The organism is Saccharospirillum sp. ABV4_185 (assembly GCF_056159245.1).
Genome location: NZ_JBSWUW010000002.1, coordinates 78,452 through 92,243, shown reverse-complemented (window position 1 = coordinate 92,243; position 13,792 = coordinate 78,452). Strand labels below are relative to the sequence as shown.

General features: G+C 55.6%; 12 protein-coding genes. 5 read left to right on the top strand and 7 right to left on the bottom strand.

What is annotated here, in order from left to right:
• Window positions 1-108: 108 nt before the first annotated feature.
• The gene (locus ACXAE6_RS17570; protein ID WP_475152145.1) at window positions 109-432 is read right to left on the bottom strand and encodes a heavy metal-binding domain-containing protein; all 324 of its coding nucleotides are present in this window, start codon (window positions 430-432) and stop codon (window positions 109-111) included.
• A gap of 316 nt (window positions 433-748) precedes the next feature.
• Between ACXAE6_RS17570 and ACXAE6_RS17565 the strand changes: the two genes are divergently transcribed.
• The 3 genes from ACXAE6_RS17565 to ACXAE6_RS17555 all read left to right on the top strand — a co-directional run bounded on the left by ACXAE6_RS17565 (window position 749) and on the right by ACXAE6_RS17555 (window position 6,857).
• Window positions 749-3,301 carry an ExeM/NucH family extracellular endonuclease gene (locus ACXAE6_RS17565; protein ID WP_475152139.1) on the top strand — a complete coding sequence of 851 codons (2,553 nt, stop codon included), beginning with the start codon at window positions 749-751 and terminating at the stop codon, window positions 3,299-3,301.
• Between the two features lie 744 nt (window positions 3,302-4,045).
• Window positions 4,046-5,932 carry a methyl-accepting chemotaxis protein gene (locus tag ACXAE6_RS17560; protein WP_475152135.1) on the top strand — a complete coding sequence of 629 codons (1,887 nt, stop codon included), beginning with the start codon at window positions 4,046-4,048 and terminating at the stop codon, window positions 5,930-5,932.
• Between the two features lie 115 nt (window positions 5,933-6,047).
• On the top strand, window positions 6,048-6,857 hold the full coding sequence (locus ACXAE6_RS17555; protein WP_475152132.1) for a UDP-2,3-diacylglucosamine diphosphatase: 810 nt from the start codon (window positions 6,048-6,050) through the stop codon (window positions 6,855-6,857).
• Window positions 6,858-6,917: 60 nt separating this feature from the next.
• On the opposite strand, the gene cysE is transcribed toward ACXAE6_RS17555, so the two are convergent.
• A complete protein-coding gene (cysE, locus tag ACXAE6_RS17550; RefSeq protein ID WP_475152129.1) occupies window positions 6,918-7,706 on the bottom strand; it encodes a serine O-acetyltransferase in 789 nt (262 codons plus the stop codon).
• 2 nt (window positions 7,707-7,708) lie between these two features.
• On the bottom strand, window positions 7,709-8,497 hold the full coding sequence (gene trmJ / locus ACXAE6_RS17545; RefSeq protein WP_475152124.1) for a tRNA (cytosine(32)/uridine(32)-2'-O)-methyltransferase TrmJ: 789 nt from the start codon (window positions 8,495-8,497) through the stop codon (window positions 7,709-7,711).
• A 242-nt stretch (window positions 8,498-8,739) separates the two neighbouring features.
• On the opposite strand from trmJ, the gene ACXAE6_RS17540 reads away from it, so the two are divergent.
• Together ACXAE6_RS17540 and ACXAE6_RS17535 are read left to right on the top strand one after the other, a co-directional pair.
• Window positions 8,740-9,489 carry an inositol monophosphatase family protein gene (locus tag ACXAE6_RS17540; RefSeq protein ID WP_475152117.1) on the top strand — a complete coding sequence of 250 codons (750 nt, stop codon included), beginning with the start codon at window positions 8,740-8,742 and terminating at the stop codon, window positions 9,487-9,489.
• A gap of 95 nt (window positions 9,490-9,584) precedes the next feature.
• The gene (locus ACXAE6_RS17535; RefSeq protein ID WP_475152111.1) at window positions 9,585-10,652 is read left to right on the top strand and encodes a patatin-like phospholipase domain-containing protein; all 1,068 of its coding nucleotides are present in this window, start codon (window positions 9,585-9,587) and stop codon (window positions 10,650-10,652) included.
• On the opposite strand, the gene ACXAE6_RS17530 is transcribed toward ACXAE6_RS17535, so the two are convergent.
• Genes ACXAE6_RS17530 through ACXAE6_RS17515 form a run of 4 tightly spaced genes read right to left on the bottom strand, consistent with a single transcriptional unit; the run spans window position 10,649 to window position 13,763 of the window.
• The gene (locus ACXAE6_RS17530; RefSeq protein WP_475152107.1) at window positions 10,649-11,587 is read right to left on the bottom strand and encodes a calcium/sodium antiporter; all 939 of its coding nucleotides are present in this window, start codon (window positions 11,585-11,587) and stop codon (window positions 10,649-10,651) included. The genes ACXAE6_RS17535 and ACXAE6_RS17530 overlap by 4 nt on opposite strands.
• A gap of 26 nt (window positions 11,588-11,613) precedes the next feature.
• Window positions 11,614-12,414 carry an aspartate dehydrogenase gene (locus ACXAE6_RS17525; protein ID WP_475152101.1) on the bottom strand — a complete coding sequence of 267 codons (801 nt, stop codon included), beginning with the start codon at window positions 12,412-12,414 and terminating at the stop codon, window positions 11,614-11,616.
• Between the two features lie 15 nt (window positions 12,415-12,429).
• The gene (locus ACXAE6_RS17520; protein WP_475152096.1) at window positions 12,430-12,723 is read right to left on the bottom strand and encodes a 2Fe-2S iron-sulfur cluster-binding protein; all 294 of its coding nucleotides are present in this window, start codon (window positions 12,721-12,723) and stop codon (window positions 12,430-12,432) included.
• Window positions 12,724-12,734: 11 nt separating this feature from the next.
• Complete coding sequence (locus ACXAE6_RS17515; protein ID WP_475152091.1) at window positions 12,735-13,763, bottom strand: 2Fe-2S iron-sulfur cluster-binding protein; 1,029 nt, start codon at window positions 13,761-13,763, stop codon at window positions 12,735-12,737.
• Between the last annotated feature and the right edge of the window lie 29 nt (window positions 13,764-13,792).

The following is a 13,792-nucleotide window of genomic DNA, read 5'->3' as shown; positions in this document are numbered from 1 at the left end:
TTAGCGCACTGCATCATAATGGTTCGGTCAATGGGTAACCGGCAGGCGCGCACGGAGCGCGCATCATAGCGGCTATGACGATGATGACAAGGCCAGGGCCTGGCCCGGTCAGTCTCTCAACCGAACGGCGGTACCACTGACGCTGACCATCATCATGCTGCCGCGATCACCGACCACTTCGTAATCGATATCAATGCCGACAATGGCGTTGGCACCCAAGGCCGCAGCCCGTTCTTCCATGTCGGCAAAGGCGGTTTCGCGCGCTTTACCCATTTCGCGCTCGTAAGCGGCCGAACGACCACCGACAATGTCGCGAATGGCGCCGAATACGTCTTTAAAAATGTTGGCACCGAGAATGGCTTCACCGACGACGATGTCGAGATAATCGACAATGGGACGGCCTTCTACGGTATTGGTGGTGGTTTTCAGCATCCTAACGTCCTTGATTATGAGTTATGAGGAATGGGCAATAAGGCGCCAGCCAGACTAGCAGAACCCACGTCAGTGGCATCGGCCATTGGTCATTTCAAACGATGACTCAAATGGACACTCAACGGATATTGCCCTGTCATAAAAAACCGCTAGGGTGGACAGTGGTCGCAAAAAACTGACCGGTCGTTCAAATGAATGGAGCCAGTTGTCGGCGCTCTTGTGGCAGCGAGTTCGGCGCAGTGTGAATACACACTCCGCTGTTGCTGGGGAGAGCCAGGGATTCTGCCAATCAACGAACTGAAACTGAGGGAATTCCATGAACAACAAACTGCCGATTCTGGCCTTGGCGACGCTGCTTGCCAGTGCCACCGCCCAGGCCGATCTGATTTTCAGCGAGTACATTGAAGGCTCGTCCAACAACAAAGCGTTGGAACTGAACAACACCGGTTCCAACGCTGTTGATCTGTCCCAGTACCGCATCGAACTCTATTCCAACGGCAATACCAGCGTGCAGAACCAGCTGACGCTCAGCGGCACGCTGGAAGCCGGTGGCTTCTACGTCATCGCCAACAGCCAGGCGACCAGCGCCATTCTCGACCAGGCCGATATCACCGCCACCGTCACCTTCTTCAACGGCAACGATGTACTGTTGCTGAAACAAAACGGCACTGTGGTCGACCGCATTGGCGAGCTGGGCAACGACGACTATTTCGGCGGTGAAGTCACCCTGGTACGCAAAGCCGGCATTACTCAGGGCGACCCTCAGTACAACACCCCCTTCGATCCCAGCATCCAATGGGACAGCTACCCGCAAGACACCTTCGCCTACCTCGGTGATGGCGACCCGGGCGATGGCGGTGGCGAACCAACGCTGGCGCAATGTGGTGATGAGATGACCGCCATCTCCGCCATCCAGGGCAATGGCAGCGAATCGCCGCTGCTTGGTCAGTCGGTGGCCATCGAAGCCATCGTCGTAGCGCAACTGCAAGCCAGCAATCAGTTGAGCGGTTTCTTTGTGCAGGAAGAAGACTTTGATACCGATAGCGACCCGACGACCTCTGAAGGGCTCTTTATCTACGCCGACACCCCGACCGTTGCCGTCGGTGACAGAGTCGTGGTTAACGGCCAGGTCGATGAATACTACGGTCTGACCCAGCTCAACCAGATTGCCGGCATCGACATCTGCGCCAGCAACCAAGCGCTGCCCAGCGCCGCCAGCCTCAGTTTGCCGCTGAATAACCGTGATCAACTCGAAGCCGTCGAAGGCATGAGCGTCGCCTTTAACCAGATGCTGACCGTGAACGAGGTTTATCAACTGGGCCGTTACGGCGAATTTATGATCGGCGATGGTCGTCGCTACATTCCCACCGAAGTGGCCGCACCCGGCGCTGCCGCTGAAGCGGTATTAGCTGCCAACGCTTTGAACTCACTGATCGTCGAAGATGGCATTTCCACCCAGAACCCGGACCCGGTCATCTTTCCGGCGCCGGAACTGTCGGCCTACAACAGCCTGCGCATCGGCGACACTCTGGCCAGCCTGAACGGCGTGATGACTTACTCCTTCAGTGCCTACAAGGTGATTCCAACTACCACGCCAGTGTTCCAGGGCACCAATCCGCGTACGCTCGAACCCACGGCCACGCCCGACGCCGATCTGCGCTTGGCCAGTTTTAACGTGCTCAACTATTTTAATGGCGATGGCATGGGCGGCGGCTTTCCAACCGAGCGCGGCGCCGAAACGCCGCTCGAACTGGAGCGTCAGCAAACCAAACTGGTTGCCGCCCTGGAAGCGCTCGACGCCGATGTCATCGGCCTGATGGAAATTGAAAACGACGGCTACAGCGCCGACAGTGCCATCGCCCAACTGACCGACGCCCTGAATGCCACCCAAAGCGCTGGCAACGACTACGACTATGTCGTCCCGGGTACCAGCCAGATTGGCAGCGATGTCATCGCCGTTGGTCTGCTGTATCGGCCGGAAGTGGTATCGCCGGTTAACCTGGCGCAAATTCTCGACAGCAACAGTTCACCGCGGGACGACGAAGGTGAACCCTTGTTTATCGACGATCTAAACCGTCCAGCTTTAGCGCAAAGCTTCGAGCACGCTGCCAGCGGCGACCGCTTTACGGTCGTGGTCAATCACTTCAAATCCAAAGGTGACGGCGACTGCGCCGACTACAACGACTGCGCCACCGGCGACGGCCAGGGCGCTTACAACATCGCCCGCACCCGCGCCGCCCAGGCCATGGCCGAATGGTTGGCCGGCAACCCCACCGGCGTGGCCGACAGCGATGTGCTGATCATGGGCGACCTCAACGCCTACTCCATGGAAGACCCCATCCAGACTCTGGCTGATGCCGGTTACGCTTCACTGAAATCCGAAGGCGATTACTCCTACGTCTTCGACGGCGCAGCAGGTAACCTCGACCACGCCCTGGCCAGCAGTTCACTGGCGGCGAAGGTGTTGAAAACCCAGGACTGGCACATCAACACCGACGAACCACTGGCGCTGGACTACAACACCAACTACAAATCGCCGGCTCAGGTGGAAAGCTTCTACGCACCGAATGCCTACCGCTCGTCAGACCACGATCCGGTGATTGTCGATGTGGCCATGAACGCGCCGCCCGTCGCCAGCTTCCGCGTGTTCAAAATTCTGTTCTGGTATCTGTTTATCAGCGACAGCGAAGATCCGGACGGCTACCTGACCCACCAGGACTGGCAGATCGGCAATCTGAGTTTCCACGGCAGCTGGAAACTGCTGTCGATTGGCCAGGTTAAACGCCAGCCCGGCAACGAGGTCACCCTGACGGTCACCGACAACAGCGGTGCCACCGACAGCCTGACGCAGCAATTGCCAAGGCACTGACTGACGACACCCAAGGGCCGCATTCGCGGCTCTTCTTTCTAGCCGCAGAATAAAACCCGTCATCCCGGCCTTGAGCCGGGATGACAGAGATCGTTCATATGGCATTAGCGTTGTCACCAACCAGCCACAACTCTCTCGTCCCGCTGTCATCCATACCCCTTAGCGCATCACCTAAACAGCGCAATACGCCTTGAATGCCTGCAAAAACGTGCTTCACTTTCAAATCAGACGATAAACCCTATGCCATTGGCCTCGTGAGGGTAAACGTTATTCTTGGTGACGAATGAGTCACCACAAAAACTCATACGTCAAATTACGTGAACGCAGGTTAGGTTACCGAGTGTTATTAAACGAGGTGGCCGTTAGGTGACGATATCACCCCGATATGTGGATTTTTCAATTAAATTCGATAGGCGTGACACCACTTACTGACAAATGGACTACGCTCATTATGCGGTGTCGACAAAATAGAGGTGCAGTGAAGGTTACAGTTTAGAGCGTTTCAGATGAGATGATCCCAGAAACCGAAGACAGTAAACCCGCATCTGAATTTCCAGTGGCGTTTGATGGTCGCTTCCTCTATGAGCGTACCGCATTGGGAAATCCACTGGTCATCATTTTTAACAGTGTAAAGCCGCCATCCGGCGACAAGATGGAACGACCCGAAGGCACTTAAAGACACACATCTTTGCAGCTGATCTTGATGGCTTAAAAGTAAACAGGATCCACATAAAGGTTACTACCATGTTAAAAAATCTGTTAGCAAAAATATCAGGTGGTAAGCAAATAACTATCGCCAAAGATGATTGGGTCAATGCTCAAGGTCAACTCGACGCATTAAATCGCTCACTCGCCATCATTGAGTTTGACTTACATGGCAATATTTTAATGGCCAATGACAACTTCTTGAACGTCTTAGGTTATTCGTTAGAGGAAGTAAAAGGCCAACACCACAGCATTTTTGTCGATAACACATACCGCAATAGCCAAGAATACAAGGATTTTTGGACTAGACTGCGTAATGGTGAATTTCAAAGTGGTGAATATTGTCGCTACACGAAAACCGGTCAGGCCGTCTGGATTGAGGCTAGCTACAACCCTATTTTTGATGCCAACAAAAAACCCTATAAAATCGTTAAATTTGCCAGTGATATCACCGCGAAGAAACAGCAAAATAGCGATTATGAAAGTCAACTAGAAGCCATATCCAAATCTCAAGCGGTCATCTCATTTAAACTGGATGGCACCATACTTTCGGCAAATGACAATTTCTTAAACGCTCTTGGCTATACGCTCAGTGAAGTGCAAGGTAAACATCATCGTTTGTTTGTCGATTCCGAATACCAAAAATCTGACGAATATCGCAACTTCTGGGACAGCCTCGCTAAGGGCGAACATTTTGTTGGTCGTTTTCCACGCGTTCATAAAAGCGGTAAAGTCATTTGGATACAAGCCAACTACAGCCCTATTAGTGACCCAAACGGTATGCCTTACAAAGTGGTGAAGTTCGCCACGGATATTACGGCTGAAGTGGAAGCTGAACAACAGCTTCAACTTACCGTTAGCCAGGTTAACTCAGCCGTTAATGCCGCGGTTAATAATGACCTTACCCAGCGAGTGGCAACGGCAGACAAATCCGACATGATGCTCAGTCTCTCAGAAGGCGTAAACTCACTGCTTGATACCATGACAGAGATTATCGTCAATATTAAAAATGCATCTGATGCTGTGTATAACGGTGCTCGTGAAATCTCCAATGGCAACACAGACCTTTCGAACCGCACTGAGCAACAAGCTTCTAGTCTGGAAGAAACAGCTTCTAGTATGGAGGAGCTAACCACGACTGTTCGCCAAAATGCCAACAATGCCAAAGAAGCTAACAACTTGGCATCCAACGCAGTAACAATCGCTCTGGATGGTGGTCACTTAATAGAAGACGTGGTGAAAACCATGGCTTCCATCAATGAATCCTCACAAAAAATTTCGGATATCATTGGCATGATCGATGGTATTGCTTTTCAAACCAATATCCTGGCACTTAACGCTGCGGTTGAGGCTGCTCGAGCGGGCGAACAAGGGCGAGGCTTTGCGGTTGTTGCATCGGAGGTAAGAACCTTAGCGCAACGCTCAGCGAATGCGGCAAAAAACATTAAAGATCTCATCTCCGAGTCAGCGGGGAAAATCAACAATGGCAATGAGCTGGTCAATAAATCCGGTGACACCATGCGAGAGGTCGTGACTGCGATCAAGCAGGTCAATGACATTATGACTGAGATCGCCAGCGCGTCTGCAGAGCAATCATCCGGGTTGGATGAAATCGATAAAGCCGTCAGCCAAATGGATGAAATGACTCAACAAAACGCTGCCCTTGTTGAAGAAGCTGCAGCGGCCTCTGAAAATCTATTAAGCCAAGCAGATTTATTAACCAAAAATGTAAACCGATTTGTACTAACCGAGAGCGACCATACTGCTCACAGCATTAAACCCACAGCGCCTACTAACGCCAACAAATCATCACCTAAACACGCTTCTGTGCACCCATTAACGTCCAACGCTATCGCGATTAACAGGCCAAGACCGTCACCGAAACCTCAACTCGATGATGACGAGGATAGTTGGGAGAATTTTTAGCCCGGTGAATACTGGCATAGATGTCATCGTATTCATCAAAGCGTCATGATGCTGTCACCCTAGCTTCATCCACCCAGCCTAGCCTTGGCCTAACTCTGCCATGGGAGACTGAGCCATGACCCAACGTCGCGTACGCGCTGTGTTCATTTCCGATATTCACCTCGCCAACCCCAACAGCCAGGTGGATTTGCTGGCCGACTTTCTCAATAACACCGACACCGACTACCTCTATCTGCTCGGCGACATCGTCGACCTGTGGAAGCTCAGTACCCGCAAGGGCCGCTGGCACAAGCATCACGAAAGCATCCTCAAACTGATTCTTGCCAAAGCCAAAAGCGGCACTGCAGTGGTCTATGTCCCCGGCAATCACGATCCGTTTTTCCGCCACTTCGCCGATACGCACCTTGGCCCGGTGCGCGTCGAACACGAAGCCATTCACACCGCCGCCAGTGGCGAACGTTATTTGCTGCTGCACGGCGACCGCTTCGACGACGACATCTACTGCGGTCACTTCTGGTGGCATATCGGCGAATGGCTGTACGAAACCGTCGTCACTCTGAACCGTCATCTGAATCGGCTGCGCGGCTTTTTCGGCAAGCCGTACTGGTCGCTGCCCGGCGCACTGAAAATGCGCTCGAAAAAAGCCCGCGCCTATATCGAAAGCTTTGAAGAAAAGGTCATCCACTACGCCCGCGAGCAAGGTGTTCAAGGCGTCGTCTGCGGCCACATTCACCAAAGCAAACTGCGCATCAACGATGGCTTCGTCTACGCCAACGACGGCGACTGGGTAGAAAGCTGCTCCGCCCTGCTGGAACACCAAGACGGCAGCCTGGAACTGCTCGAAGTGCCGCACGCCCAGACCGGTACGCACCTGCATCCGTCGCCGAGTTGGCGCGCACCCAGACGTCCGGCGGCTCACAGCTGATCGTTGCTAACAAAAAAAACGCGCCAGTCGGCGCGTTTTTTTTGTTGCTCGATAACAGCCTCAACCACTGCTGTTGGCGGAACGGTCCGAATCTTCAATCGGGGCGAAATCGGCATCGCTCAGCTTAGGCACTTCCAAGGCTTTGTAACTGGCGTCGAGACGTTTCATCGACTTGCACATCTGGTCAATGCGTTCGTCCTGAGCGTGAATGTGGTCGAGCAAGGCTTTGATGGCGTGCGCGGTCGGATCGGGCATGGAGGAGACACCATAGGCATCGAAGCCCATTTTATCCGCCAGGGCTTTTTGATCTTCACTGAACGGCAGCACTTTCTCACCATGCTGTTTAACGATACGACCGGGCACACCGACCACGGTGGCCGATTCCGGCACGGCCTTGGTCACCACCGCATTGGAACCGATGCGAGCATTGCGACCCACGGTAAACGGGCCCAGTACCTTGGCTCCGGCACCGACAATAACGCCGTCTTCCAATGTAGGGTGGCGTTTGCCTTCGTTTAGGCTGGTACCGCCTAACGTCACGCCTTGGTAGATGGTCACGTCATCGCCAATTTCGGCGGTGCCACCGATCACCACACCCATACCGTGGTCGATAAAGAAACGACGGCCAATTTTGGCGCCGGGGTGAATTTCAATGCCGGTCAACCAGCGCGACACTTGCGACATCCAACGCGCCAGCGTTTTCAGATTCCAACGCCACAGCCGATGATTCAGACGGTGCAATAACACCGCATGAAGGCCCGGGTAATTCAGCAGTACCTCAAACCAATTGCGCGCGGCCGGGTCACGGTCGAGGACGCTTTTAATGTCTTCCTTCACACCTTCAAACATGATCAACGCTTCCTCAGCGATTTTTCGACCTGGGTCAGGAAGCCACGCAAAATATTGGCCTCCACCTCATCGGGCTGGGCTCGCAGAATGAGCCGACGCACCTTATTCATCAAGGTTCGGGGGTTAGTGGGGTCGAGAAAATCGACTTCAACCAGGGTTTTTTCCCAAGCCCGGAACAGGCCTTCCAACTGATCGGCGTTGGCCGGCGGCTGATCCCACTCCACGCCCCAAGGGCCAGCCGGGCGCGGCTCCTGGTCCAGCGAGCGCATGCGCAGTTCATAGGCCAGCACCTGCACCGCCTGCGCCAGGTTCAGCGACGAATAATCCGGGTTAGCGGGAATATTCACATGATAATGACAACGCGCCAGTTCTTCGTTGGTCAGGCCGGAGCGTTCGCGGCCAAACAACAAGGCGATTTTTGAACCGGCAGGATGATCGGCAATTCGATCAGCCAGCTGGCGCGGGTCGAGCATTGGCCAGGGCAGCGAGCGCGACCGGGCCGAAGCGCCAACCACTAAGCCACAGTCGGCAATGGCGTCGTCGAGGTTATCGACCACCCGGGCGTTTTCAAGCAGATCCTGAGCGCCGGAAGAACGCGCCGTGGCTTCTTCCGACGGAAATTCTTTGGGCGACACCAGCGCTAAATCACTCAGCCCCATGGTTTTCATGGCACGGGCGGCAGCGCCGATATTGCCGGAATGGGAGGTGTGCACCAGCACCACACGAATGGCGCTGAGATCCATCTCGGATGAAGCATGATTGGAATGGGTGGCCGATTGCGGCTCGGACATGAAAAAAACTTCCCAAAGCTATTAAAGAAAGAGGCGAATGCCGCTATTATACGCGCCCTTTTTCCGGAAGGCTGCCCCGGGCGTTTGACCTCGCCGAGGTTGGCAGCTTCCAGAACGCTGTTTAACAAACCCGTCTTTGCGGAATGTCCTGACCTTGCGTCAGCCTGCTGCGCTTCAGTTCAAGCTGAGCCGCCCGGCTGATGATGCCGGGTCGGGCCGTCATATGAGTGAGAAGTAAGCCTATGCAACCGATCGTTACCATTGCCCTGCGCGCTGCCCGCGCTGCGGCCGACAAACTGAGCTACACCCTGGCCAACATCGACTCCCTGACGGCGGAAGGCGACAGCCGCGAGACGGTATTCAGCAAGGCCATCGAAGACGCCGCCTGGCGCGCCCGCAAGGCCATCCGCAAAGCCCACCAACGCCACCACATCGACTGTCTGCAAATCGGCCGCGATGAAAGCCGTGATTACGACGGCGAATCGGTCTGGCAGATCAACATCATCAGCGGCGAATCCAACTACCGCACCGGCTACCCCGGTTATCTGATCAACATCAGCTACTTCCGTGCCGACCGCATCGAAGCCGTGGCCCTGCTCGACCCGGCCAGCGGCGATGAATACGGCGCCATGCGCGGCCGTGGCGTGCAGTTGAATGAACGCCGCGTGCGCGTATCCGGTGGCAGCCTCGATAAAGCCCTGGCCGGTTTCGAAAGCCGCGATTTCGCCACCACCGCCCAATGGGCCGAGCGCGTTGCCGGTGTTCGTGTTACTGGCTGTGGCTTGCTGAGCATGGCCAATCTGGTTGCCGGTCGCTTGCAACTGGCGTTCGCCGACGATCTGAACCCGGTCGATTTCGCCGCCGCCAGCCTGTTGCTGCAGGAAGCCGGCGCGCTGTCAGGTGATCGCACAGGCGGCCCGGCCAGCATCAAAAAAGGCGAGTTGCTCGCCGCTGCACCGAAAACCTTCAAGCAATGGCTGGCGGCGCAATAAGCCCGACTGACCAAAAGTCACGACCAGCCAACCGTTCACGGAACTGACCAACGGTCATGTTATAGTCCCCTGCTTATTTAGCGGGGGACTGACCTTTGAGCGATCTGCATCTGTACGCTGGCCACCACGCCTTCGAGCACATCCAAAAACAGGGCCTGACACCTGAAGACATCCGCGTCATCCTCGGCGCGTCCGGTGGCCCAAAATGCTTTGTATTGACCCATCTGGACCGCTATCTGGTGCGCGAATGGCTACCCAAAATTCCGCATCCGGTTGATCTGGTCGGCTCGTCCATCGGCGCGCTGCGCATGACCGCCTACGCCAATAACGATCCTTTCGCAGCCATTGAACGACTGGAAGAAGGTTACCTGGAACAACGCTACACCGAGCACGCCGATGCCGATGAAATTACCGCCAAGACGCTGGATTTTATCGACAGCATGATCGGCGCCGGCGGCCTGGCCGACCTAAACCCCGAACGCCGACTGCACATCGTTACCGCCTTGTGCAAAGGCGCCACCACCGCCACCACCCCGCGCCGACAAGCGCTGGCCTTGGGCCGGGTGGCCTTGGCAAATCTGATATCCAGAAAATCCCTACCGCGCTATTTCGAGCGCGTGGTGTTCCGCAGCCACGACAGCGAACTGCCGCTGGCGCACTGGGACGATTTCACCACCCATCAGGTACCACTCAGCGCCGCCAACTTCCGCTCGGCGGTTCACGCCACCGCGGCCATCCCGGTGGTGATTCACGGCGTCGATAACCCACCGGGTGCGCCGCTGGGGCATTATCGCGATGGCGGCATGGTCGACTATCATTTCGATCTGCCGTTCAAACCCGACAACGGCATCGTGCTCTATCCGCACTTTTCCCCGGTGATGAAACCCGGCTGGTTCGACAAACCGCTGCCCTGGCGCAAGATCAGCGCCGAGCACTACAGCCACACCTTAGTGGTCACACCGAGCCCGGAATTTATCGCCCGTCTGCCTTACGGCAAGATTCCCGACCGCAAGGATTTCGAACGCCTCAGTGATAAAACGCGACTGAAATACTGGCGCGCCGTAGTCGATGAGAATCAGCGCTTGGCGGATGCCTTCGATGACTGGATCAACAGCGGCGATCTGGCGGCGGACCTGAGGCCAATCGAGGAGATTGCGCGTTAAGCCAGCAAGGGTAAGGACACCCAGGCTATATACGCCAGATAGATAAACAGCAACAGCACCCCAGCCAACCGACCAATACGCCCACGCCACACCAGCGCCCACAACAATACCGTAACCGCCAACATCACCAGCCAGTCACGATGCAACAGCTCAGTTGCCACCGTCAGCGGATGCACACCGGCGGCAATACCGACCACCGCCAGCGTATTAAACAAGCCGGAACCGAGCACGTTACCGATGGCCAGATCGTGTTCGCGTTTGCGCACCGCCGCCAAGGCCGACGCCAGTTCTGGTAATGAGGTACCGAAGGCGACTACCGTCAAACCGATAATCAGTTCACTGACACCCAGCGCTTGCGCCACTTCTACCGCGCCCCAAACCAAGGCACGCGAACTGATCAACAACAGCGCCAAGCCTAAGGATAACTCGACCCACGCCCGCCACAGCGGCATGGCGTTATCGTCGTCAGCCATCTCTTCGGCCGGTTCGCGGCTACCCCGCCAGATTGAATAAGCCATCAACAAAACAAAGACCAGCAATAGCAAAGCCGCGTCGAGACGACTCAAATAGGCGTCCAGCAATTGCCAGCCAGCCAAGAGCGTAATCCCTACCAGAATGGGCAACTCACGGCGGGCGATGGAGCGCTGCGACTGGATCGGCAAAATCAACGCCGTTACACCGACCACCAAGGCAATGTTGGTGATGTTCGAACCATATGCATTACCCAGCGCCAGACCAGGATTACCGGTCCAGGCCGAGAATGCCGACACCATCAATTCCGGCGCCGAAGTACCGAAACCGATGATGACCATACCGATCATCAGACTCGACATGCCCAGATGTTTTGCCAGCGCCGCCGCGCCATCGACAAAGCGATCGGCGCTCCAAACGAGCACGACCAGACCGGCCAGCAAAACCAGTGCAGGCAACCACATAATTCACTCCAAAAATTAACTGACGGCTAGAGACCAACCTGAACAGGACTGGCCAGATTGCGCAGCACCTTGGCGATGCTCATGGCAACGATGTAGCCGGTTTTGGGGTTGTCCGGCGACGGTGTGTTCTGCACTTCTATATGCACTTCACCGAATTCTCCGACGGCGCTGACTTCATGAATATTGCGCTCGATGGTCGGATCGACCATGACGCGAACTTCGGTGCGTTCAAAGCCCAGACCAGCCAGACTTAAGGCCGCCGACACATTCACGCTTTCAGGAAACAGCCGCGACGATTCGCGCGCATTACCCTCGAAAATACTGACCGGTTCGCGCACCGCATCCAGATCAACCACCGTCTCAGCGTAGGTGCCGCGCCAGGCGCGTACCGGTTTGCGCGTGGTCAGCCGAACCTGCTGCAATTCTCCTTCGGCCGCCGCGGCAATACGATCCAGACCAGCGATGGCCGCCGACGGTAAAATCACTCGCCGATTCGACGCCCGCGCTTGCGCCAGCAAGGCATCGTAGAGGTCCGCTTCACCCAGAGCGCCAACCGACACAACGACAAAATCTGCACCACGCCGCAAAGATTCCACGCCGTGTTCAACCACGGCCGCGTGGCCGGCAGTTTCCACCACCACATCCAAACCTTCGGCGAAAAACAGATCACGATTCTGGGTTAACAGATAAGGCCGTTTTTGCGCCGGATAACGACTGACATCGCGCACTAAAACCGCTGTGATTTCACAGCCGTCAATCGGTTTATTGTTCAGTCGCTCAATCAATTGCTGCCCGGCGGTACCCAGGCCGATGATGCCAACGTTCATACTGCACCTCCGACCTTAACGCGCACGTGATTGCCAACTGACGGCGATGTCACCGTTAACAAAGGTCTGGCAGGCCAGGCGATGACCGCTGGCAATTTCCTCGGCGGTGAGCAACTTTTCTTCCTTCTTCTTCACCGCGTCGGTGTTCTCGATGCCCTGCTCGATTTTGCATTTACAGGTGCCACAAATACCACCGCCACATTTAAACGGAATGCCGCATTGTTCACGCAAGGAGACGCGCAATAAATTGGCGTTGTCGGCGACCGATACGGTTTTGTTGTCGTTACTGATAAAAACGATGTCAAACATAACTCACCTGCTTAAGCCGTCTCGACCGACTCACCCGTCAGTTCGTGGCTGAAATTAAAGGCATCGGAATAGATGCGTTCGATCGGCATGCCATGACGCACGAATAAATCTCGCGCTGCTTTAACCATGGTCGGCGATCCGCACAGATAGGCATCGAAGCCGGAAAGATCGGCAAAGTCGGCAACAACGGCGTCCTGCACATAGCCACTACGGCCTTGCCAACTGCTATCGGGGCGCGACAACACCGGCGCGTAAATAAAGTCGTCTAACTGCTCAACCCACTGCGTCAGTTGCTGATTGAGATACAGATCCGGCTCACTGCGCACGCCCCAATAAAGCGTCATCTGTGGTCGCAGAGCGTTGTCGCACAACGACTCGATGATCGACTTGATCGGCGCCAGGCCAGTACCGCTGGCGACCAATAAAATCGGCCGGCTGATGTCGTCCGATTGCAGCCGGAAATCACCCAGCGGTAATTCCACATCGAGCGTATCGCCGACCTTATAGTGTTCGATCAGGGTGTCGGTAAAACGACCACCGGGCACCCGTCGAACGTGCAGATCAAACAACTCCGATCCCGGTGGCGATGCCATCGAAAATGACCGCGGTTCACCGTCGTCAAGCATCACATTCAGATACTGACCGGGATGAAAAATCACTTCGGCGGCCGACGGAATGCGCAGCACCAGATGCACCACGTCGTGGCACAATAATTCCAGTTGCTCGATGGTCGCTTCGTGGTAATCCGGCTGAATAAATCCTTCCGGACGTATGGTCGCGCTGATGTGCAAATCCGATTTGGCGCGCGCCTGGCACGCCAAACCGTAACCCGCTTCGGCTTCAGCTTCGGTCAGCGCAAAGGGCATTTCTTCATAGCCCACCTCGCCACTTAGCAACTTGAACCGACAGGTGCTGCAACCGCCATAGCGGCAGTCATGCGCCAGGTTGATACCGGCACGTTCGGCCGCATCCAGAATGGGCTCGTCGTCAGCGACGGTAAAACTCTCGTCGGTTTCTTCCAGCGTTATCCGGTAGCTCACCTGAGTCTCTCCTCTGTTTGCCGAACCGG

Coding starts and splice junctions, on each gene's coding strand:
- ACXAE6_RS17570 (WP_475152145.1), bottom strand. CDS start 432: ATGCTGAAAACCACCACCAATACCGTAGAAGGCCGTCCCATTGTCGAT.
- ACXAE6_RS17565 (WP_475152139.1), top strand. CDS start 749: ATGAACAACAAACTGCCGATTCTGGCCTTGGCGACGCTGCTTGCCAGT.
- ACXAE6_RS17560 (WP_475152135.1), top strand. CDS start 4,046: ATGTTAAAAAATCTGTTAGCAAAAATATCAGGTGGTAAGCAAATAACT.
- ACXAE6_RS17555 (WP_475152132.1), top strand. CDS start 6,048: ATGACCCAACGTCGCGTACGCGCTGTGTTCATTTCCGATATTCACCTC.
- cysE (WP_475152129.1), bottom strand. CDS start 7,706: ATGTTTGAAGGTGTGAAGGAAGACATTAAAAGCGTCCTCGACCGTGAC.
- trmJ (WP_475152124.1), bottom strand. CDS start 8,497: ATGTCCGAGCCGCAATCGGCCACCCATTCCAATCATGCTTCATCCGAG.
- ACXAE6_RS17540 (WP_475152117.1), top strand. CDS start 8,740: ATGCAACCGATCGTTACCATTGCCCTGCGCGCTGCCCGCGCTGCGGCC.
- ACXAE6_RS17530 (WP_475152107.1), bottom strand. CDS start 11,587: ATGTGGTTGCCTGCACTGGTTTTGCTGGCCGGTCTGGTCGTGCTCGTT.
- ACXAE6_RS17525 (WP_475152101.1), bottom strand. CDS start 12,414: ATGAACGTTGGCATCATCGGCCTGGGTACCGCCGGGCAGCAATTGATT.
- ACXAE6_RS17520 (WP_475152096.1), bottom strand. CDS start 12,723: ATGTTTGACATCGTTTTTATCAGTAACGACAACAAAACCGTATCGGTC.